Origin of the sequence: Streptococcus mitis (genome assembly GCF_047464965.1) — a bacterium.
GTDB lineage: Bacteria > Bacillota > Bacilli > Lactobacillales > Streptococcaceae > Streptococcus > Streptococcus mitis_DU.
In genome coordinates this window covers 177,619-196,997 of the sequence record NZ_JASHAT010000001.1, presented here as the reverse complement: position 1 = coordinate 196,997, position 19,379 = coordinate 177,619, and the positions used below count along the sequence as shown (strand labels likewise).

29 protein-coding genes are annotated in these 19,379 nt (G+C 41.2%); all 29 read right to left on the bottom strand.

The genetic code is table 11. The features are described from left to right. Window position 1 precedes the first annotated feature (1 nt). Window positions 2-442: a 50S ribosomal protein L15 gene (gene rplO, locus QM408_RS01020; RefSeq protein ID WP_000766088.1), complete on the bottom strand. Its 441-nt coding sequence runs from the start codon at window positions 440-442 to the stop codon at window positions 2-4. Between the two features lie 144 nt (window positions 443-586). Continuing rightward, window positions 587-769: a 50S ribosomal protein L30 gene (gene rpmD, locus QM408_RS01015; protein WP_000057241.1), complete on the bottom strand. Its 183-nt coding sequence runs from the start codon at window positions 767-769 to the stop codon at window positions 587-589. Between the two features lie 13 nt (window positions 770-782). After that, on the bottom strand, window positions 783-1,277 hold the full coding sequence (rpsE, locus tag QM408_RS01010; protein ID WP_000874202.1) for a 30S ribosomal protein S5: 495 nt from the start codon (window positions 1,275-1,277) through the stop codon (window positions 783-785). A gap of 17 nt (window positions 1,278-1,294) precedes the next feature. Next, window positions 1,295-1,651 (bottom strand): 50S ribosomal protein L18, encoded by a 357-nt coding sequence (rplR, locus tag QM408_RS01005; RefSeq protein ID WP_000624044.1) that lies wholly within the window; start codon window positions 1,649-1,651, stop codon window positions 1,295-1,297. An 83-nt stretch (window positions 1,652-1,734) separates the two neighbouring features. Then, window positions 1,735-2,271: a 50S ribosomal protein L6 gene (rplF, locus tag QM408_RS01000; protein WP_000086626.1), complete on the bottom strand. Its 537-nt coding sequence runs from the start codon at window positions 2,269-2,271 to the stop codon at window positions 1,735-1,737. 191 nt (window positions 2,272-2,462) lie between these two features. Further along, a complete protein-coding gene (gene rpsH / locus QM408_RS00995) occupies window positions 2,463-2,861 on the bottom strand; it encodes a 30S ribosomal protein S8 (protein WP_000245504.1) in 399 nt (132 codons plus the stop codon). A 213-nt stretch (window positions 2,862-3,074) separates the two neighbouring features. Next, a complete protein-coding gene (locus QM408_RS00990; RefSeq protein WP_001085697.1) occupies window positions 3,075-3,260 on the bottom strand; it encodes a type Z 30S ribosomal protein S14 in 186 nt (61 codons plus the stop codon). A gap of 17 nt (window positions 3,261-3,277) precedes the next feature. After that, complete coding sequence (gene rplE / locus QM408_RS00985) at window positions 3,278-3,820, bottom strand: 50S ribosomal protein L5 (protein ID WP_000013542.1); 543 nt, start codon at window positions 3,818-3,820, stop codon at window positions 3,278-3,280. A gap of 23 nt (window positions 3,821-3,843) precedes the next feature. Then, window positions 3,844-4,149, bottom strand: a complete 306-nt coding sequence (gene rplX / locus QM408_RS00980; protein WP_000497691.1) for a 50S ribosomal protein L24 — start codon at window positions 4,147-4,149, stop codon at window positions 3,844-3,846. Between the two features lie 78 nt (window positions 4,150-4,227). Beyond that, entirely contained in the window at window positions 4,228-4,596 is a 369-nt protein-coding gene (rplN, locus tag QM408_RS00975) for a 50S ribosomal protein L14 (protein WP_000616545.1), read from the bottom strand. Window positions 4,597-4,621: 25 nt separating this feature from the next. Next, window positions 4,622-4,882 carry a 30S ribosomal protein S17 gene (gene rpsQ / locus QM408_RS00970; protein ID WP_000440801.1) on the bottom strand — a complete coding sequence of 87 codons (261 nt, stop codon included), beginning with the start codon at window positions 4,880-4,882 and terminating at the stop codon, window positions 4,622-4,624. Between the two features lie 24 nt (window positions 4,883-4,906). Next, window positions 4,907-5,113 carry a 50S ribosomal protein L29 gene (gene rpmC / locus QM408_RS00965; RefSeq protein ID WP_000772918.1) on the bottom strand — a complete coding sequence of 69 codons (207 nt, stop codon included), beginning with the start codon at window positions 5,111-5,113 and terminating at the stop codon, window positions 4,907-4,909. Between the two features lie 9 nt (window positions 5,114-5,122). Then, a complete protein-coding gene (gene rplP, locus QM408_RS00960; protein WP_000960946.1) occupies window positions 5,123-5,536 on the bottom strand; it encodes a 50S ribosomal protein L16 in 414 nt (137 codons plus the stop codon). A gap of 3 nt (window positions 5,537-5,539) precedes the next feature. Continuing rightward, complete coding sequence (gene rpsC, locus QM408_RS00955; RefSeq protein ID WP_000529936.1) at window positions 5,540-6,193, bottom strand: 30S ribosomal protein S3; 654 nt, start codon at window positions 6,191-6,193, stop codon at window positions 5,540-5,542. Window positions 6,194-6,205: 12 nt separating this feature from the next. Continuing rightward, entirely contained in the window at window positions 6,206-6,550 is a 345-nt protein-coding gene (gene rplV, locus QM408_RS00950) for a 50S ribosomal protein L22 (RefSeq protein ID WP_000818137.1), read from the bottom strand. 11 nt (window positions 6,551-6,561) lie between these two features. Next, on the bottom strand, window positions 6,562-6,843 hold the full coding sequence (rpsS, locus tag QM408_RS00945; RefSeq protein ID WP_000533766.1) for a 30S ribosomal protein S19: 282 nt from the start codon (window positions 6,841-6,843) through the stop codon (window positions 6,562-6,564). A 99-nt stretch (window positions 6,844-6,942) separates the two neighbouring features. Then, window positions 6,943-7,776, bottom strand: a complete 834-nt coding sequence (gene rplB / locus QM408_RS00940) for a 50S ribosomal protein L2 (protein ID WP_000512911.1) — start codon at window positions 7,774-7,776, stop codon at window positions 6,943-6,945. 17 nt (window positions 7,777-7,793) lie between these two features. Further along, window positions 7,794-8,090 carry a 50S ribosomal protein L23 gene (locus QM408_RS00935; protein ID WP_001055347.1) on the bottom strand — a complete coding sequence of 99 codons (297 nt, stop codon included), beginning with the start codon at window positions 8,088-8,090 and terminating at the stop codon, window positions 7,794-7,796. Beyond that, the gene (rplD, locus tag QM408_RS00930; protein ID WP_000024549.1) at window positions 8,090-8,713 is read right to left on the bottom strand and encodes a 50S ribosomal protein L4; all 624 of its coding nucleotides are present in this window, start codon (window positions 8,711-8,713) and stop codon (window positions 8,090-8,092) included. The genes QM408_RS00935 and rplD overlap by 1 nt, the downstream gene beginning before the upstream one ends. Before the next feature lie 24 nt (window positions 8,714-8,737). Beyond that, window positions 8,738-9,364 carry a 50S ribosomal protein L3 gene (rplC, locus tag QM408_RS00925; RefSeq protein ID WP_000160196.1) on the bottom strand — a complete coding sequence of 209 codons (627 nt, stop codon included), beginning with the start codon at window positions 9,362-9,364 and terminating at the stop codon, window positions 8,738-8,740. An 81-nt stretch (window positions 9,365-9,445) separates the two neighbouring features. Continuing rightward, window positions 9,446-9,754, bottom strand: a complete 309-nt coding sequence (gene rpsJ / locus QM408_RS00920; protein WP_001284513.1) for a 30S ribosomal protein S10 — start codon at window positions 9,752-9,754, stop codon at window positions 9,446-9,448. A gap of 253 nt (window positions 9,755-10,007) precedes the next feature. Beyond that, window positions 10,008-10,598, bottom strand: coding sequence for an anaerobic ribonucleoside-triphosphate reductase activating protein (gene nrdG, locus QM408_RS00915; RefSeq protein WP_084862771.1), 591 nt, complete (start codon window positions 10,596-10,598; stop codon window positions 10,008-10,010). Then, window positions 10,591-11,097 (bottom strand): GNAT family N-acetyltransferase, encoded by a 507-nt coding sequence (locus QM408_RS00910; protein ID WP_084862770.1) that lies wholly within the window; start codon window positions 11,095-11,097, stop codon window positions 10,591-10,593. The genes nrdG and QM408_RS00910 overlap by 8 nt, the downstream gene beginning before the upstream one ends. Window positions 11,098-11,294: 197 nt before the next feature. Next, a complete protein-coding gene (locus tag QM408_RS00905; RefSeq protein WP_000521621.1) occupies window positions 11,295-11,435 on the bottom strand; it encodes a hypothetical protein in 141 nt (46 codons plus the stop codon). A gap of 11 nt (window positions 11,436-11,446) precedes the next feature. Next, window positions 11,447-13,654: an anaerobic ribonucleoside-triphosphate reductase gene (gene nrdD, locus QM408_RS00900; protein WP_237447103.1), complete on the bottom strand. Its 2,208-nt coding sequence runs from the start codon at window positions 13,652-13,654 to the stop codon at window positions 11,447-11,449. 119 nt (window positions 13,655-13,773) lie between these two features. Beyond that, entirely contained in the window at window positions 13,774-15,327 is a 1,554-nt protein-coding gene (locus QM408_RS00895) for a damage-inducible protein CinA (RefSeq protein ID WP_237447104.1), read from the bottom strand. A gap of 254 nt (window positions 15,328-15,581) precedes the next feature. Then, window positions 15,582-17,114: a cardiolipin synthase gene (gene cls / locus QM408_RS00890; RefSeq protein ID WP_020901847.1), complete on the bottom strand. Its 1,533-nt coding sequence runs from the start codon at window positions 17,112-17,114 to the stop codon at window positions 15,582-15,584. Window positions 17,115-17,370: 256 nt separating this feature from the next. Next, complete coding sequence (locus QM408_RS00885; RefSeq protein WP_033682416.1) at window positions 17,371-17,835, bottom strand: SP_0198 family lipoprotein; 465 nt, start codon at window positions 17,833-17,835, stop codon at window positions 17,371-17,373. Between the two features lie 86 nt (window positions 17,836-17,921). Continuing rightward, the gene (locus tag QM408_RS00880; RefSeq protein WP_020901844.1) at window positions 17,922-19,172 is read right to left on the bottom strand and encodes a folylpolyglutamate synthase/dihydrofolate synthase family protein; all 1,251 of its coding nucleotides are present in this window, start codon (window positions 19,170-19,172) and stop codon (window positions 17,922-17,924) included. Window positions 19,173-19,379 lie beyond the last annotated feature (207 nt).

The window sequence follows — 19,379 nt, the reverse complement described above, 5'->3', positions numbered from 1 at the left end:
CTTAGATGACTTCTACTGAACCACCTTTAGCAGTGATAGCTTCTTCAGCTGATTTAGAGAATTTAGCTGCTTTCACAGTCAATTTCTTAGTCAACTCACCGTTACCAAGAACTTTAATACCTGATTTTTCAGCTTTAACAATTCCTGCTTCGATAAGAACAACTGGAGTAACTTCAGCACCATCTTCAAAGACGTTCAATTGGTCAAGGTTCACAATTGCGTATTCTTTAGCGTTGATGTTAGTGAATCCACGTTTTGGAAGACGACGGAACAATGGAGTTTGTCCACCTTCAAAACCAAGGCGAACTCCGCCACCGCTACGAGCTTTTTGACCTTTTTGACCACGACCAGATGTTTTACCGTTACCTGATGAAGTACCACGACCAACGCGGTTACGTACTTTACGAGAACCTTCTGCAGGTTTCAATTCATGAAGTTTCATTTTTATTTTCTCCTCTTTTGTAAAATGCTAGCGCCGATAAGGGAGAAAAGGTTGTCTCCCCCATCAACTCGCCTATACGACGTCATCATAGATGACTATATCTAGTTTTAGGGGATGGTATAGTGCACATCCCCTAAAAATTCATTAGTTTACTTCTTCAACTGTTACCAAGTGAGATACTGCAGTGATCATACCACGGATAGCAGCGTTATCTTCTTTAATAACAGAGCTGTTCAATTTGCCAAGTCCAAGTGCTACAACAGTTTTACGTTGTGATGGAATGCGTCCGATTGGAGACTTAGTCAAAGTAATTTTAATTTGAGCCATTTTATCCCCTTTCTTATGCCAAATCAGAAACTGAAATACCACGAAGGGCAGCAACTTCTTCAGCGCGTTTCAATTGTTTCAAACCTTCAACAGTTGCACGAACAATGTTGATTGGAGTGTTAGAACCAAGTGATTTAGATGTAATATCTGCCACACCTGCCAATTCCACAACGGCACGAACTGCACCACCAGCGGCAACTCCAGAACCTTCTACAGCAGGTTTCAACAATACTTTAGCTCCACCGAATTCTGAAAGAACTTCGTGTGGGATTGTTGTTCCAACCATAGGAACTTCGATCAAGTTTTTCTTAGCATCATCTACTGCTTTACGGATTGCTTCTGGAACTTCTTGAGCTTTACCAGTACCAAATCCTACGCGACCGTTGTGGTCACCAACAACAACAAGAGCTGCGAAACGAAGACGACGTCCACCTTTAACAACTTTTGTAACACGGTTGACAGCAACTACGCGTTCTTCTAATTCAACTGCATTGTCTTTAAATGCCATTTTCTAGTGTCCTCCTATTAGAATTTCAATCCGTTTTCACGAGCTGCATCAGCCAAAGCTTTCACACGTCCGTGATATAGATATCCACCGCGGTCGAACACCACTTCTGAAATACCTTTAGCGTTTGCACGTTCTGCAACGAGTTTACCGACAGCAACGGCTTGTTCAGTTTTAGTTCCTTTTGAAACTTCTTTGTCAAGAGTTGAAGCACTTGCGAGCGTTACACCCGCTACGTCATCAATCACTTGAGCGTAGATGCCTGTATTAGAACGGAATACGTTCAAACGTGGGCGATCAGCAGTTCCAGAGAGTTTTCCGCGAACGCGACGGTGGCGTTTTTGGCGGAGTTTGTTTTTATCTGGTTTTGAAATCACAGTTTTCACCTCTTTAGTTTTAAATCGTGTGCTATGCACAAAGTTGGAAAATAGGTTGGTGGTTGAGACTCAACCACTCAACATTATTTACCTGTTTTACCTTCTTTACGGCGAACGAATTCACCAACGTAACGGATACCTTTACCTTTATATGGTTCTGGTGAACGAAGGCTACGTACGTAAGCAGCTGTTTGTCCAACTACTTCTTTTGAAATTCCGCTAACAACGATTGTTGTTGGGTTTGGAAGTTCAAAAGTAATTCCTTCTGGAGCTTCAACTTCGTCTGGATGAGATTTACCAACAGCCAAAACAAGTTTAGATCCTTGAAGTTGTGCACGGTAACCAACCCCGCGCATTTCAAGTTCTTTCTTGAATCCTTCTGATACACCAACAACCATGTTGTTCAAAAGGGCACGAGTAGTTCCGTGAATAGTTTTCATTTCTTTTGAATCGTTTGGACGGTGAAGAGTTACTTCAGTACCTTCCACACGGATTTCAATATCTTTTGAGAACTCACGAGTAAGTTCTCCTTTAGGTCCTTTTACAGTTACAACGTTGTCATTGTTAGTGATTTCAACACCAGCAGGCAACACGATAACTTTATTACCAATACGTGACATGTTTATTTTCTCCTGTTAAATTGTCAGGCCAGAATGGCCAGTTTTCACGGGGTTCAGATACTTATTTAGTTCAAGAGCTGAACTGAACACGCTCTAAGAACTGTGCAAAATAGATAAGTTGGCTTGTTTGTAAACAAACTTCTCCAACTTTCTAATTTTGCTTTGTTCTTTACGAGCTTTGTATCTTGATTTTACCAAACGTAAGCGATAACTTCTCCACCAACATTCTTTTGGCGTGCTTCTTTATCAGTAAGCAAACCTTCAGAAGTTGAAAGGATAGCAATTCCAAGTCCGTTAAGAACTTTTGGAAGGTCTTCACGTTTTTTGTAGACACGAAGTCCTGGTTTAGAAACACGTTTCAAGTTAGTGATAACTTTTTCACCATTTGGTCCGTATTTAAGGAATACACGGATGATGCCTTGTTTGTCATCTTCGATGATTTCAACGTTTTTTACAAAACCTTCGCGTTTAAGGATTTCAGCAATCCCTTTTTTGATGTTTGATGCAGGTACTTCAAGTACTTCGTGTTTAGCTTGGTTAGCATTACGAATACGAGTTAGGAAGTCTGCGATTGGGTCAGTCATAACCATTTTGTTTTTCTCCTCTTACTAGTAGTTTGCAAGTTGCACTTGCTAGTTAATGATTGAGCTAGGCTCAGATAGTATTGATACATTCAAATGAGAAAACTCTTATTTGAACACGAGCTACAACCTGTGCAAAAAAGATAAATTTGTTTTGGAGCATCGCTCCTACACCAAATTTCCTATTTTTGCTGTGGTTGTTACGCTCTTCGTATCATGATATTACCAAGATGCTTTGGTAACGCCTGGGATTTGTCCTTTGTAAGCTAATTCACGGAAGCAAACACGGCAAAGTTTAAATTTGCGGTAAACTGAATGTGGACGACCACATTTTTCACAACGAGTATAAGCTTGAGTAGAGAACTTCGCTGGACGTTTGTTCTTAGCAATCATTGATTTTTTAGCCATTAGATTTACCTCCTATATTATTTTGCAAAAGGCATTCCAAGGCCTGTAAGCAATGCACGTGACTCTTCGTCAGTGTTAGCAGTTGTTACGATAACGATGTCAAGACCACGAGTTTTGTCAACGTCATCGAAGTTGATTTCTGGGAAAATCAATTGTTCTTTCACACCAAGTGTGTAGTTTCCGCGTCCATCAAATGATTTTGTTGGAACACCGTGGAAGTCACGTACACGTGGAAGTGAAACTGAAACCAATTTATCCAAGAATTCGTACATACGTTCACCACGAAGGGTAACTTTTGCACCGATCGCAACACCTTCACGAAGACGGAAGCCGGCGATTGATTTTTTAGCTTTAGTGATAAGTGGTTTTTGACCTGAGATAAGTGCCAATTCTTCAGCAGCTTTTTCAAGGCTTTTAGCGTTTGATACAGCTTCACCAACACCCATGTTCAAAACGATCTTATCTACTTTAGGCACAGCCATCACTGATGAGTAGTTGAATTGTTCTGTCAAAGCAGGAACTACTTCATTAAGATATTTTTCTTTTAAACGATTTGCCATTATACTTCTCCTTTCCTTCGTGATTAATCAAGCACTTCGCCTGATTTTTTGTTGTAGCGAACTTTTTTACCGTCTACAAATTTGTAACCAACACGACCAGCTACACCATTTTTGTCCAAAACTTGAACGTTTGATACGTGGATAGCTGCTTCTTTCTCGATGATACCACCTTGAGGAAGTTCGTTAGTTGGACGTTGGTGTTTCTTAACGATGTTAACACCTTCAACGATAACTTTGTTTACTTTTGGAAGGGCAGTAAGGACAACAGCTTCTGTTCCCTTATCTTTACCAGCGATTACGCGAACTTTGTCGCCTTTTTTTACAAACATTAGGTTTCTCCTTGATTTTTCTTACGCCCATAAGGGCACCCTGGAGGTAAATCCAGGGGACTAGTTTGTTTCTAAAAATTAAAGTACTTCTGGAGCAAGTGACACGATCTTCATGAAGCCACCTTCACGCAATTCACGTGCAACTGGGCCAAAGATACGTGTTCCGCGAGGAGTTTTGTCTTCACGGATGATAACTGCTGCGTTTTCGTCAAATTTGATGTATGAACCATCAGCACGACGAGCACCTGATTTAGTACGAACGATAACTGCTTTAACAACGTCACCTTTTTTAACCGCACCACCAGGAGTAGCTTGTTTTACAGATGCCACGATAACATCACCGATGTTTGCAAATTTACGTCCTGAACCACCAAGAACTTTGATAGTCAAGATTTCGCGAGCACCGCTGTTGTCTGCGACTTTCAAACGAGTTTCTGTTTGAATCATTTCAGTTTTCTCCTTTCAGGTTTGATTAGATGATGACCGCTTCTTCAACAACTTCTACAAGACGGAAACGTTTTGTAGCTGAAAGCGGGCGAGTTTCCATGATACGTACGATATCGCCTTCTTTGGCAACATTGTTTTCATCATGAGCTTTGTATTTTTTAGAGTAGTTAATACGTTTACCATAGACTGGGTGGTTACGTTTTGTTTCAACTACAACTGTGATTGTCTTGTCCATTTTGTCAGATACAACACGTCCAACAAGAACTTTACGATTATTGCGTTCCATTGAAATTTCTCCTTCCCTAGTCTATTATTTCGCTTCAGATTGAACTGTTTTGATACGAGCGATTTGTTTTTTAACTTCTTTCAAGCGAGCTGTTTGTTCCAATTGACCAGTAGCAGCTTGGAAACGAAGTTCAAACAATTCTTTTTTCAATTCGTTTTCGCGCTTCGCGAGTTCTTCTTGAGAAAGACCACGAAGTTCTTTAACAAATTCTTTTACTTCATTAAGTTTCATGCCTTCTCCTTATTCTGCTTCACGTTTTACGAATTTACATTTAACTGGCAATTTGTGGCTAGCAAGACGAAGCGCTTCGCGAGCGATCTCTTCAGATACACCAGCGATTTCGAACATCACTTTACCACGTTTAACTGGTGCTACCCAACCTTCAGGTGCCCCTTTACCAGATCCCATACGCACACCGATAGCTTTAGCAGTGTATGATTTGTGTGGGAAGATTTTAATCCAAACTTTACCACCACGTTTCATGTAACGAGTCATGGCGATACGAGCAGCTTCGATTTGGCGGTTAGTGATCCAGTGGCTAGTTGTAGCTTGAAGACCGTATTCACCGAATGCTACTTCTTTTCCACCTTTTGCTTCACCGCGCATTTTTCCACGGAATTCACGACGGTGTTTAACACGTTTAGGTACTAACATTGGTTATTTACCTCCTTTAGTGTTTTTGCGAGCTGGAAGAACTTCACCACGGTAGATCCATACTTTAACACCAAGTTTACCGTATGTAGTATCTGCTTCTTCCCAAGCGTAATCGATATCTGCACGAAGTGTGTGAAGTGGAACAGTTCCTTCAGAGTATCCTTCAGCACGGGCGATATCTGCACCGTTCAAACGACCTGATACTTGAGTTTTGATTCCTTTAGCTCCAGCACGCATTGCACGTTGGATTGCTTGTTTTTGTGCACGACGGAAAGCAACACGTTGCTCCAATTGACGAGCAATTCCTTCACCTACAAGGTGAGCATCCAAATCAGGTTGTTTGATTTCGATGATGTTGATGTGTACTTGTTTTCCAGTCAATTTGTTAAGTTTCGCACGGAGTGCATCAACGTTAGCACCACCTTTACCGATAACCATGCCTGGCTTAGCAGTGTGAAGTGAAACGTTAACTTTGTTTACTGCGCGTTCGATTTCAATAGTTGAAACTGCTGCGTCAGCAAGTTCTTTTTGAACGAATTTACGGATTGCAAGATCTTCATGAAGGTAATCCGCGTATTCTTTTTCAGCATACCATTTGGCATCCCAATCACGGATGATGCCGACACGCATACCAATTGGATGTACTTTTTGACCCACGATTTTACCTCCTTATTTTTCTGCAACAGCTACAGTGATGTGAGCTGTACGTTTGTTGATTGGTGAAGCTGAACCTTTCGCACGTGGACGGAAACGTTTCATAGTTGGTCCTTCGTTTGCGAATGCTTCAGATACTACCAAGTTAGCTTTATCCAAACCAAAGTTGTTTTCAGCGTTAGCTACAGCTGAGTTCAAAACTTTCAAGATGATTTCAGCAGCTTTGTTTGGAGTGAATGTCAAGATTGCGATTGCATCGGCTACGCTTTTACCACGGATGTTATCAAGAACAAGACGTGATTTACGAGGTGAAACACGTACTGTACGAGCCATTGCTTTAGCTGAAGTAATTTCTGCCATTTATGTTCTCCTTATTTTCTACGTGTTTTCTTGTCGTCTGCAGCGTGACCTTTGTAAGTACGAGTTGGTGCAAATTCACCAAGTTTGTGACCTACCATGTCTTCTTGGATGTAAACAGGTACGTGTTTACGTCCGTCATAAACTGCAATAGTGTAACCAATGAAACTTGGGAAGATCGTTGAACGACGTGACCAAGTTTTAATAACTTTTTTCTTTTCGTCGTTAGCTTGAGCTTCAACTTTTTTCATCAAATGCTCATCGACGAAAGGTCCTTTTTTAAGACTGCGTCCCATTTTTATATTTTCTCCTTTAAATGTTGTACCACAACGGCTTGCGCTCACATGGAGCGCTACCGAGCTGGCGGATTTATTGCTTAAGCGACTAGTTTAATATTATTTCTCGTTGCGACGACGAACGATAAGTTTGTCAGATTTCGCTTTCTTGTTACGAGTTTTAAGACCAAGAGCAGGTTTGCCCCATGGAGTAGATGGTGCTTTACGACCAACTGGTGCTTTACCTTCACCACCACCGTGTGGGTGATCGTTAGGGTTCATTACAGAACCACGAACTGTTGGGCGGATACCTTTCCAACGACTACGTCCTGCTTTACCAAGGTTTACAAGTCCATGTTGTTCGTTTCCGACAACACCAACTGTAGCACGGCAAGTTCCAAGAATCATACGAACTTCACCTGATTGAAGACGAACAAGAACGTATTTACCTTCAGAACCCAATACTTGAGCAGATGCACCAGCAGCACGTACCAATTCACCACCACGACCTGGTTTCAACTCGATGTTGTGGATCAAAGTACCAACTGGGATGTTAGCAAGTGGAAGAGCGTTTCCGACTTTGATATCTGCTTCTGGACCTGAAACGATACGTTGACCTACTTCAAGACCTTTTGGAGCGATGATGTATGCTTTCACACCGTCAGTGTAGTGTACAAGAGCGATGTTTGCAGAACGGTTTGGATCGTACTCGATTGTTTTAACAACTGCTTCAACATTGTCTTTGTTACGTTTGAAGTCAACCAAACGGTAGAAACGTTTGTGTCCACCACCTTGGTGACGAACTGTGATACGACCGTTGTTGTTACGACCAGCCTTGCTCTTCAATGCAACAAGCAATGATTTTTCAGGAGTGCTTGTTGTGATTTCAGCGAAATCCAAAGAAGTCATATTACGGCGACCGTTTGTTGTTGGTTTATAAACACGAATTCCCACGATATTTCCTCCTTAGATTATTCAGCTTCAGCAGCAAACAACTCGATTGCTTTAGAATCAGCTGTAAGTGTGATGATAGCTTTTTTAGTTTTGTTAGTAAAACCAGTGTAACGTCCAACACGTTTAGCTTTTGGTTTTACGTTGATTGTGTTAACATTAGCAACTTTAACACCTTCGAAAGCAGCTTCAACAGCTTGCTTGATCAAAAGTTTGTGTGCACGAGTGTCAACTTCAAATACATATTTTCCTGCTTCAAGTTGAGCCATTGAGCTTTCAGTGATTACAGGTTTTTTGATAACATCATACAAATTCATTATGCAAGAACCTCCTCGATTTTAGAGATAGCTGCTTGAGTAACAAGAAGTTTGTCACTATTTGCGATGTCAAGAACACTTGCAGTTGTAGCAGTCGCAACTTTCACGTTTGGAAGGTTACGAGCTGAGAGAGCTGCGAATTCGTTTCCTTCTTCAAGAATAACAAGGACTTTAGAATCGATGCTCAAAGCTGCAAGAACTTTTGCAAATTCAGCAGTTTTTGGAGCTGTAAATTCAAGAGAATCAACGGCTACAAATTTATTTTCAGCAACTTTTTCTGAGTAAACAGATTTAAGCGCAAGGCGACGAACTTTTTGAGGAAGTTTGTACGCATAGCTACGTGGAGTTGGTCCGAAGACGATTCCACCACCACGCCATTGTGGAGAGCGGATAGAACCTTGACGAGCACGTCCAGTTCCTTTTTGACGCCATGGTTTGCGTCCGCCACCTGAAACAGCTGAGCGGTTTTTAACTGCGTGAGTTCCTTGACGAAGGCTAGCACGTTGGCTGATGATCACATCAAACACAACAGATTGGTTTGGTTCGATACCAAAGATTGCATCGTTAAGAACAACTTCGCCCGCTTGTTTACCAGTTTGGTCGAATAATGTTACATTTGCCATTTTGACTGTATTCCCCTTTCCTTATTATTTACCAGCTTTAACTGCTGACTTGATAGTGATAAGAGATTTCTTAGCACCTGGTACGTTACCTTTGATAAGGATAACGTTCTTTTCTGGAATAACTTGTACAACTTCAAGGTTTTGAATTGTTACGCGGTCACCACCCATACGTCCTGCAAGGTTTTTACCTTTGAATACGCGGTTAGGTGCAACAGGTCCCATAGAACCTGGACGACGGTGGTAACGAGAACCGTGAGCCATTGGTCCACGTGATTGTCCGTGGCGTTTGATAACACCTTGGAAACCTTTACCTTTAGAAGTACCAGTTACGTCAACAACGTCTCCAGCTGCGAATGTTTCAACTGTGATTTCAGCACCAACTTCCAAGCCTTCAACGTTTTTGAATTCACGAATGAAGCGCTTAGGAGCCGTGTTAGCTTTCGCTACATGTCCTTTAGCAGGTTTGTTGCTCAATACTTCGCGTTTGTCATCGAAACCAACTTGGATAGCGTTGTATCCGTCTGTTTCAACAGTTTTAACTTGAAGAACAACGTTTGGAGTTGCTTCAATAACTGTTACAGGGATCAATTCGCCAGCTTCAGTGAAGATTTGAGTCATTCCCACTTTTTTCCCTAAGATTCCTTTTGTCATGAGAAAATAGTTCCTTTTCTATATTTTTTATTCAAAAAGTTTTTAACGAGCGTTTTTTATGCTCAAATATCAAGCTTTAGATTAAAGTTTGATTTCTACGTTTACACCACTTGGAAGATCCAATTTCATCAAAGCATCAACTGTTTTTTGAGTTGGGTTAACGATATCGATCAAACGTTTGTGTGTACGCATTTCAAATTGTTCGCGAGAGTCTTTGTATTTGTGAGTCGCACGAATGATTGTGTAGAGGCTACGTTCAGTTGGAAGTGGGATTGGACCCGCAACTTGTGCACCTGTACGAGTAGCTGATTCTACGATTTTTGCAGCCGCTGTGTCAAGCGTACGGTGTTCGTAAGCTTTCAAACGGATACGGATTTTTTTATTTGCCATCTTTTTCTCCTTTTCGTCTATTTAAGATAATAGGCTAGCTCCACAAGAAAACCGACGCGGCGTTGCGTGGCAATGCAACCGAGCGTGTCGCAACCTCTTGCATCAAAGCTAAGGCTGTAATTTACAGCACCATAATAGAATAACACAAAGCCCCTGCGATTGCAAGGGTTTTGTTGCTGTTTTTTAAAATTTTTAACATGAAAATGTTTTCTTTTTTAGCAGGTCATTTATTTATGTATTCTATGGAAGAAAGTTACTCTCTCTTCACCTGTTCATAGATTTCTTTTCCGTCATTAAGCTTATCCCAAATCACTACTTGCCCACTTTGGAGCGATTTTTGCACATCTATAATTCGTTGGTTGGACGACCCTCGAAACTGGAGCATGAGATTTCTCTTAGTTCGGTCATACCGTCCATCGACAAGAATGTCAATCAATGATAAGAGTTCCAGTTTATCTGGAGTTTCCAACATCATTTCTTCCCATGTATAGCCCGTCCATGACCAGACGTCCTTGTCTGGCAATTCCTTTCGAATGCGCTTAACGAGCGGCAAAAGAATACCCGTATTGAGAAAGGGCTCCCCTCCCAGCAAGGTCAAGCCTTGAACATAAGGTTGAGCGAGATCTGTCATGATCTGTTCTTCTAATTCTGCTGTATAGGGAATGCCAGCATTGAAAGACCAAGTCGCTACATTATAACACCCCTCACAGTGAAACATACAGCCTGATACATAGAGAGAGTTACGCACGCCTTCGCCATCAACAAAGTTGAAGGCCTTGTAATCAATAATGCGACCTTGACTGAGTTCCTCGCTTTTCCATTCTTGTGGTTTTGGATTATTCATTCGCTACCTCTATCCAATAACGTTCGACTCCATTGCGAACATCCTCAAGGAGCCCACCATTTACTAAAATGACTGCTCTGCTAGCAGGATTATTTACGCTACAGGTCACAAGAGTTCTCTTGATGTTCTTTCCCTTAGCAACTTGCAAGCCCTGACGGAGAGTTTCCTTAGCATAACCCTTGCCTCTTTCTGATGGACGAATGGAGTAGCCAATGTGGCCAGCATAATTCAGTAACCCCTCATTCAGTCTCAATCGCAGATTCAAAAATCCTAGAGCACGACCTACATCATCAAATGATACAAATTGAATAGAAGGAACACGATTTTCAGGCAAGTTTATTCCCATCTCTTTTTGCATATTTGTTTCCAACCACTCTTCATACACAAAGTTCTCTGTATCCCAAAATCCTCCATCATGGGCTGATTGGCTCTTTTCAAACTCTGCCATCATCTCTAAAACTGTTTCTTTATCTGCTAATCTTGGTCTGCGTAGTTCCATCCTTACCTCCCACTATGAGAAAAGCGAGAGCTGACTCTCATACTCTTCGAAAATCAAATTCAAACCACGTCAGCGTCACCTTACCGTAGATATATGTAACTGACTTCGTCAGTCTTATCTACAACCTCAAAGCAGTGCTTTGAGCAACCTGCGGCTAGCTTCCTAGTTTGCTCTTTGATTTTCATTGAGTATCACTTTTATTTTTTCTTGTTCTTGTTTAAAAATTGTTCTCTGAGGCTAAGCAAACGTTCTTTCTTACCAGCTCCACCTTTAGAGTGTTTCTCGTGATAACGGGTCACTTGTGCACGCCCCTTATCGTCTAATTGATATTTTCCCATTTCAGTTCTTTCTAATTGGTTACTTGGTGACCAGCTATTTTAATCGTTGAGCCGTTCATGTGTTTGACACGCGCTGCGATTTCCTTGTGACGCCCATTGACCATCGGTCTCGCTTGAGGATTACCTAAATAGCCACAAGTCCGTTTAACAACGTCTACTGTTTTAGGGTCGCTATTGCCACAGTTAGGACAAGCAAATCCTCTCTCAGTTGGTTCAAAATCCCCTTCAAAGTCACACTTGTAGCAACGGTCAATTGGTGTATTGGTCCCAAGATAGCCCACACGGTCATAGGCATAGTCCCAGACAGCTTCCAAGGCCTTTGGATTTTGCTGAAGGACTGGATACTCACAATAATGGATGAAACCACCCGACGCACCTGCTTCTGGATAGACTTTCTCAAAATCCAATTTTTCAAACGGTGTTGGATTTTTACGAACATCGTAGTGGAAAGAGTTGGTGTAGTATTCCTTATCTGTAATATCAGGAATAGAACCAAACTTGTCTGTATCTAGTCGGCAGAAACGGTCTGTCAAACTTTCAGATGGTGTTGAGTAGATAGAGAAATGGTAGCCATATTGGTCAGACCACTCTTCTACACGGCGTTTCATATCGCGAATGATATCTAGCGTGAATTCCTTAGCATCTGGATTACTTTCCCAGCTGTTTCCAAAGAAAACAGTCGCTACTTCATACAAACCGATATAGCCCAGCGAAACTGTCGCACGACGATTCTTAAAGAGCTGGTCAACACTTTCTTCTTTACCTAGACGATGACCAAAAGCACCGTATTGATAAAGGATAGGAGCATTAGCTGGTGTCGCTTCCTTGGTCCGTTCAACACGATAAACCAGGGCATCTTCAGCGATATTCATACGCTCGTTGAAGATTTCCCAGAACTTGTTCATATCTCCTTCAGACTCGAGAGCAATACGAGGTAGGTTAACTGTCACAACACCCAGATTCATACGGCCTGAATTGACTTCTACACCATTTTCATCCTTCCAACCTTGAAGAAACGAACGGCAACCCATAGGCACCTTGAAGGAACCTGTCAAGTCAACAATCTTATCGTAAGACAAGACGTCTGGGTACATCCGCTTGGTTGCACACTCAAGAGCCAACTGCTTAATGTCGTAGTTGGGAGTCCCTTCTTCCAAGTTAAGACCTCTTTTTAGCGTAAAAATGAGCTTAGGGAAGATGGCTGTACGGTGTTCTGAACCAAGGCCCTTAATGCGAATGTTTAAGATAGCTTTTTGAATTTCCCGCTCAAAACGATTGGTTCCTAGACCAAAACCTAGCGAAGTGAAAGGTGTTTGTCCATTTGAAGTGAAGAGAGTGTTGATTTCATACTCGAGAGATTGCATGGCATCATAGATATCTTTTTGGGTTTTCTTCCAAGCGTAATCTTCCCGTTTGTCAGGTAAGACCCATTCTTCCGCATCCTTGAGGTGTTTTTGGTAATTCTTCTCTGCATAAGGCGCCAAAACTTCATCGATACGGTCAGCTGAACAGCCACCGTACTGGCTAGAAGCAACGTTGGCGATAATTTGAGAAATCTGAGCTGTCGCAGTCTGGATAGACTTGGGACTTTCTACCTCTGCATTTCCAATCTTAAAACCATTCTCCAACATCCCCTTGAAATCAATCAAACAGCAGTTGGTCATAGGTGTATAAGGACTGTAGTCCAAATCGTGATAGTGGATATCCCCTTTTTGATGGGCATTGGCTACATGCTTAGGAAGCATTTGCAGTCCGATTGATTTCCCAACAATCCCTGCTGTCAAATCACGCTGGGTATTAAAGACATCGCTGTCTTTATTAGCATTTTCATTGACAACGGCCTGGTCTTTGTTGAGAAGTTTATGGATGCTAAAGTTGATATCTGTCGCTTTTGAACGCTCAAAATCCCTTTGTGTCCGATAAGTAATATACTCCTCAGCTAGCGCATATTCTTTGGCTTCAAGGAGTTCATGTTCTACGATATTTTGAATTTCGTAAATCTTAACCCCCTGTGGAAAGCGACTATGAATTTCTGTGACAATTCGCTCGGTCAGAGCATCGAGGCGTTTTTCGACCAGGGGTGTCACATCCATAACCTTGTCAGCCGCCTTGTGGAGAGCCTTGTCAATCTTGTCCACATCAAATACAACACGTCTCCCATCTCGTTTTTCAACGAAGAGAGTTGGCAAAATTGTAATTTTTTCTTCTAGTGCAATCATATGCATGCTCTTTTCTAAAATGTTCTTTCTAAAAAGTATTATACCACTCTAAAAAGAAAAATCAATATCTTGTGTTAAAAATCCTAAAATTTTTAAAAATACACAAGATATTGATTTCGTTATTTAATTTTATAGACTTTAAACTCTGAGTAATCAGTCTTTACTTGTTGGTAATTTTCTTTCAAAATTGTTTCCACTTCAGACCAGACTGCTACCTTATCATTCACCACAATCACCTTAGGTTTGTTTTCTTTCAAGTCATTGATTAAACTAGTTTTATTCTCTTCTGTACTCGTGTAAAGAAGAGGTGATGGGAACATGGATCCAGACAAACGCTGGCTTTCTTTATACATCTGAACATGTGAATCCCAAATATAGATTTGGTCACCATCACTCGTCTCTTGTTTGACTCTATCTACCACTTGATGTTGTTCTCTATAAGAAGCTGGATGCAAGACAAAACGAGCTACAAAAGGAATTGCAATCAGATAAACCACCACTAGGATCGGTAAGTAGAGATTCCCTTTCATGAATTTTTTCCATAAAGTAGGAACTTCTTCTCTTCTACTACGGCGAGCTCCCCTAGCTGAATGTTTCCCACGAATACTGGTCATCAAAAGAAGGAGTAAAAATGGAAGGATTAGAATCAAACGCGAACCGTGAAGAGATTCTTGAGAAAAAAGCAACAAAGCTAATACAAATAAGAAAGCAAAACTAGCTGGCACTGAAATAACATACAATCTTGATGCCTTTGATTGGAACAATCCTAGAAAAACAAGGAAGAGAGCTCCTAAACCAAAGGTCAACAAACCATAGAATACAACATTATCCATTAGTTGAGGATTCGTAAAGACCTGAAGGGAATCAATCGGATATAAAAGACTTCCCATAGCTCCTCCAAAACTACCTGAAGTAAGCACATAGTAGCCTACTGGATAAAAGATGAGAGAAAAGCCAAGTGCTGCTGCAAAAAACTGATAAACTCCATGAGCAAAGCGACCATGCCCAACATTAAAGACAAATAAACCAATCGTTACTACTACAGTAAAGAGAAGACTTGTAAGAGGCTCTATGAAAAATGATAGACCCAAAAAGATCCCCAGACGTAGAAATCCCTTGTCATGGTTAGGATTTGATAGATAAGCTGCTATGAACGAAAATCCTGCAAACAGGAATGGCAGAGCTAAGATCGTAGCATAGCCTCCTCCAAAACCGAGACCGGATACCAAAATATAAAATATGGTTAGGAGTTGCTTGGCTTGTTCCCTTTGTCCCGTCAGATAGTCAGTTGAAGAAAAGAGGAAGTAACCTCCTCCTAAGAGAGCTAGCCATTCTACCAAGGCAAAAAGAATGCCTCCTTGGGTAATATAAAGTGGCAAGTAATAAAGAAGACCGTGACTAGCATAATAGCTACTGTAGAGCTGTCCTCCCTGATGTAAAGCCCACCCTATATACAAATCCTGCGCCTGAGAGGGACTTACCATATCTAAAAGTAAAGGTAGCACCACAGAAAAAACCGTTGCAATCGTACTTCCAATGATGAGTCTGAAAAATGGAAAAGCTACCTGTTCTTCTTTTTCTACATGAGATTCAAGGTTCCTATCCAGTCTATTTTCAATTTCATTACTCTGTATCGTTTCGGATACTTCTTCGATTCTGCCATATACAGCCATGTCGTTTCTCCTATTCAATTTATCTGTCTTAGTATATCAAAAAGACCTAAAATTGTCAGCTTGCGATGGCTGTTTGAGTGATTTTTTGCATAGTTTCACAAAGGTTTCAATTTCCCGAAATCGATGTAAATTCGTCTGTTTAAATGACATGATATAATCCAATTCTTTCTGAGTCAGCATCATTCCTCCTATATCTTCTTATTCGTAAAAGGCAAGAAAAATAGGACTGGGTTGTATCCTAAGTCCTAGATTTCTTATAAGATAGGGGCGAATAACTGGGCAATTTCCTTAATTAATTTCTGATACCAGCTATTTTTTATCGTATGAGGGAAAATTTCTTGCGATACCGAAAAAATCTCCTGAAAGTCTTTTTGAATCTCTGTGATTGATGCCGTTTTATATAGCAAAACTGCATCTTCATAGTGATGAAGCAAACTTCTATAATCTAAATTAATCGTTCCAACTGCAGCAAAGTCCTTATCCACTAAGATTTGTTTACTGTGGATGAAGCCTAGACTATACTCAAAAACCCTTACTCCTGCTGACAACAAATCCGGATAGGCCCCTCTTGTAATGAGTTGGATTAATTTTTTATCTGGAATGAAAGGAGTCACGATGCGAACATCAACACCCCTCATGGCCGCGTTTTTAATACTCTCAGTTAAATCATAGTCAATAATCAAATAGGGTGTTGTGATATAGACTGAGTCAGTAGCCTGATTAATCAAACTTTGATAGACTTTTTTCCCTACCTGAGTACTGAAGATGGGCTTGGGACCACTACCATAGGGAATACAGAGCCCTTGGCTAGAACGAGGCTGGTTTTCCAAGTGATACTGGTCAAAATCACTGATTTCCCCACGATTGATGTACCAAGTCATCAAAAAGAGACGGGTTAGAGCCTTGACACCAGGGCCATCTATGCGAATCCCACTATCCTTCCAATAGCCAAAGCGTTCTACATGGTTGATATACTCATCGGCTAAGTTAATGCCTCCTGTATAAGCTACCTGACCATCTATAACAAGGATTTTACGATGGTCTCGATTATTATAAGCTACCGTCAAACGAGGAATCACCTTGTTAAACTTATGAGCTTCAATTCCTCGACTACGAAGCTGAACAGTATAGTCTCCAGGTAAAGTCGCCATACAACCGATATCATCATAGAGCATCTTGACCTCTACACCCTGAGCTGCCTTTTGCTCTAGTATATCTAGTATGCTATTCCACATCAGACCTTCTTCGACAATATAGTACTCTAGAAAGATAAATTTCTCAGCTTTCTTGAGGTCTTCCAACATATGTTGCCACATGCTTTCACCCGAAGAAAAGAATTGTGAATCTGTTCGATCATAGACATCGGCATTGCTATCCATACTTAGCAAAGATTTGATAACTCCGTAAGCCGCCTTATCATCTTCCTTCAATTTCTGGCGGAGAGCTTTACTGTTATCCTCCCGAAAATGCATGGAGCCAAGTTTGTCCAACTGCTTGATTTCTTTTTTGGACAATCGCCTTTCACCAAACATCAGATAGAGCAGGGGGCCAATAACAGGAACAAAGGTCACCACTAACCACATTACCTTGCTTTCAGGCGCCATGGAACGATTGACAATCGCTACGATAGTCGCCATACTCATAAAGATTAAGAGAATACCCCATCGAATAGGAGCCATCCGCCCTAAATAAAGAAAGAGACCAAAAACAAGACACAGTTCAAGCAACATAATCGAAAGACTAAAGCCATACTTGGACATCAATAATTGAAATTTTCTATATTTCATACATCCCCTCCTTGATATTTTGATACTCAATGAAAAGCAAAGAGCAAACTAGGAAGCTAGCCGCAGGTTGCTCAAAACACTGTTTTGAGGTTGCAGATGGAAGCTGACGTGGTTTGAAGAGATTTTCGAAGAGTATGAATGCTAAAAACAGGTAATTGATACTAGTATAACTCAGGTATTCGGTAGAAGGCAAGTATTTATAATCATTTTTCTGCGTAAAAACAAAAGAGACTGACAAAACCAGTCTCCTTCTAGTCTATTTTGATAAAACAATGCGATCAGACGCTTCTCTATCCATATCGTCGATAATCATCTGATTTCCATTGATTGCATAAATCTTGACATCATCCCCAATAATCATACGTTGATTAGCGGCATCGAAGCTAACCTGCTTGATTTCTTGATCTCCGTCAGTTTCTACCTGTGTCCAGGTGCCCGTTGTACCAGTTACCACTAAAGTGATACGGTCTCCCTCGTCCTGACCGGTATAGGTTCCATCAATATCAGTTGGTTGAGCCTCAGGAGCATTTTGTGAAGAACTTGTTGCTGCCTGGCTGCTATTTTCTGTAGAAGATGAAGCAGCAGATTGTGATTGCTGAGTTTGTTGTGTTTGCGAGTGAGTTGCTGGTTGTTGAACTTGTTGTGCTCTTTGTGAACAAGCTACTAAAAGACTAAGACTTGCTAGAGAAGCAAGAGAAAGTGTGAATCTTTTTAATTTCATGATAAATTTCCTTTCTGCTACCAATTTACAGAATTTTTTCCCTCTAACTAGTAGTTTCCCTAGTATAACAAGTTCAAAAAAGGAGGTCAATTCATCTGCTCATGGGTCAGCAAGTAGCCCCGTACTTCTGAGATAAAATAGAGAGACCCTGTAACGAACAACAAATCCTGGGCACCTGCTCTTGCTTCAAAATTGCTAATAAATTCTCGGTAAGAAGGAACTATATCGTAACCTGTTACATCTGTTTCATCCAAAGAACCTTGATAGTCAAAGCCGGTCACCTTGAGTTCCACCTGAGACAATTTTTCAGTCAGATAAGCCAACATCCCTTGATAATCCTTCCGTTTCAAGGCTCCAAATAGGATTTGAGGACGATAACCTTCCTGCTCTTTTTCTTTAATAAACTCAACCAAGCGAGCCAAGGCAGGAAGGTTATGAGCACCGTCCAAGTAAATCTGAGGACGAATACGCTCCAAACGCCCAGCCCAATGGGTCTTCTCCAAAGCCTGTCTTACAACCTGTTCATCAACAGCTTCCTTTCCTTCTCTCATAAAGAGAAGAAACGTTTGTAGCGCCAAGGCCGCATTTTCCTGCTGATAAGCTCCTTCCAAGCCTATTTTCAACTGTGAAAGGTTAGCCAAAGAGCTTGAAAAATCCCCATTCAGCATTGAAAAATCCTGACCTGCCTGATAAAGGTCAACAGCTAAAGATTCTGCTTTTTTCTGACAAACAAGCCTAGCTTCTGAAGGCAACTTAGCAATCACTGCCTTTTTACCAGCCTTAAAAATACCAGCTTTCTGCTCTGCAATTGCTGCTATACTGTCACCCAGAGTCTCCTGATGATCAAGTCCGATGGAAGTGATGACAGCAATCTCTCCAGTTACCACATTGGTCGTGTCTAGTAAACCACCAATTCCCACTTCTAGTAAAAGCAAATCCACCGCTTGCTCTCTAAAATAAAGAAAAGCAATCAAGGTCAGCAATTCAAAAAAAGACAACTGGTCATGGGTTTGCAGGAGCGTTTTCTCCATCTCCTTGACCTTATTAGCCAAACGGATGAAGTCTGCATCAGCTATTGGTTGCCCGTTAATGCAGATTCGATCATTGATAGAGACGATATGAGGGGAGGTGAAAGTCGCAACTTTTTTGCCATGCCCCATAAATAACTCCCTCATAAAAGCAATGGTAGATCCTTTCCCATTAGTCCCAGTGACGTGGATAATAGGGTAAGACTTCTCGGGATTTCCTAACAAATCCACCGCTTGCTGCATTCGATCCAAGCCTGATCGAAAATTCAAACCAATCCGACTATGGAGCCATTCTTCTACTTCAAACATACACATCTCCTTGACAAAAGTCCAATCAATTACCGCATCAAAGCATGATGACTAACAAAAAACGAGGCCAGGATTTTCGTCCCAACCTCTTACCTGGTTAGCTAATAACTAGCTACTATAAATGCTAACGTGGAGTAAAAACATCCCCCGAACTTACTGACGGTTTTTATTTTTTAGCGTCAGGCTAAAAACGTCCACCGGATGTGC

Coding starts and splice junctions, on each gene's coding strand:
- QM408_RS00895 (WP_237447104.1), bottom strand. CDS start 15,327: ATGGCTGTATATGGCAGAATCGAAGAAGTATCCGAAACGATACAGAGT.
- rplC (WP_000160196.1), bottom strand. CDS start 9,364: ATGACAAAAGGAATCTTAGGGAAAAAAGTGGGAATGACTCAAATCTTC.
- rplE (WP_000013542.1), bottom strand. CDS start 3,820: ATGGCAAATCGTTTAAAAGAAAAATATCTTAATGAAGTAGTTCCTGCT.
- nrdD (WP_237447103.1), bottom strand. CDS start 13,654: ATGATTGCACTAGAAGAAAAAATTACAATTTTGCCAACTCTCTTCGTT.
- rpsQ (WP_000440801.1), bottom strand. CDS start 4,882: ATGGAACGCAATAATCGTAAAGTTCTTGTTGGACGTGTTGTATCTGAC.
- rpsH (WP_000245504.1), bottom strand. CDS start 2,861: ATGGTTATGACTGACCCAATCGCAGACTTCCTAACTCGTATTCGTAAT.
- QM408_RS00880 (WP_020901844.1), bottom strand. CDS start 19,172: ATGTTTGAAGTAGAAGAATGGCTCCATAGTCGGATTGGTTTGAATTTT.
- rplV (WP_000818137.1), bottom strand. CDS start 6,550: ATGGCAGAAATTACTTCAGCTAAAGCAATGGCTCGTACAGTACGTGTT.
- QM408_RS00935 (WP_001055347.1), bottom strand. CDS start 8,090: ATGAATTTGTATGATGTTATCAAAAAACCTGTAATCACTGAAAGCTCA.
- QM408_RS00990 (WP_001085697.1), bottom strand. CDS start 3,260: ATGGCTAAAAAATCAATGATTGCTAAGAACAAACGTCCAGCGAAGTTC.
- rpsS (WP_000533766.1), bottom strand. CDS start 6,843: ATGGGACGCAGTCTTAAAAAAGGACCTTTCGTCGATGAGCATTTGATG.
- cls (WP_020901847.1), bottom strand. CDS start 17,114: ATGAAATATAGAAAATTTCAATTATTGATGTCCAAGTATGGCTTTAGT.
- nrdG (WP_084862771.1), bottom strand. CDS start 10,598: ATGAATAATCCAAAACCACAAGAATGGAAAAGCGAGGAACTCAGTCAA.
- rpsJ (WP_001284513.1), bottom strand. CDS start 9,754: ATGGCAAATAAAAAAATCCGTATCCGTTTGAAAGCTTACGAACACCGT.
- rplF (WP_000086626.1), bottom strand. CDS start 2,271: ATGTCACGTATTGGTAATAAAGTTATCGTGTTGCCTGCTGGTGTTGAA.
- rplP (WP_000960946.1), bottom strand. CDS start 5,536: ATGTTAGTACCTAAACGTGTTAAACACCGTCGTGAATTCCGTGGAAAA.
- rplN (WP_000616545.1), bottom strand. CDS start 4,596: ATGATTCAAACAGAAACTCGTTTGAAAGTCGCAGACAACAGCGGTGCT.
- QM408_RS00905 (WP_000521621.1), bottom strand. CDS start 11,435: ATGGGAAAATATCAATTAGACGATAAGGGGCGTGCACAAGTGACCCGT.
- rpmC (WP_000772918.1), bottom strand. CDS start 5,113: ATGAAACTTAATGAAGTAAAAGAATTTGTTAAAGAACTTCGTGGTCTT.
- rplX (WP_000497691.1), bottom strand. CDS start 4,149: ATGTTTGTAAAAAAAGGCGACAAAGTTCGCGTAATCGCTGGTAAAGAT.
- rpmD (WP_000057241.1), bottom strand. CDS start 769: ATGGCTCAAATTAAAATTACTTTGACTAAGTCTCCAATCGGACGCATT.
- QM408_RS00910 (WP_084862770.1), bottom strand. CDS start 11,097: ATGGAACTACGCAGACCAAGATTAGCAGATAAAGAAACAGTTTTAGAG.
- QM408_RS00885 (WP_033682416.1), bottom strand. CDS start 17,835: ATGAAATTAAAAAGATTCACACTTTCTCTTGCTTCTCTAGCAAGTCTT.
- rpsE (WP_000874202.1), bottom strand. CDS start 1,277: ATGGCATTTAAAGACAATGCAGTTGAATTAGAAGAACGCGTAGTTGCT.
- rplD (WP_000024549.1), bottom strand. CDS start 8,713: ATGGCAAATGTAACATTATTCGACCAAACTGGTAAACAAGCGGGCGAA.
- rplO (WP_000766088.1), bottom strand. CDS start 442: ATGAAACTTCATGAATTGAAACCTGCAGAAGGTTCTCGTAAAGTACGT.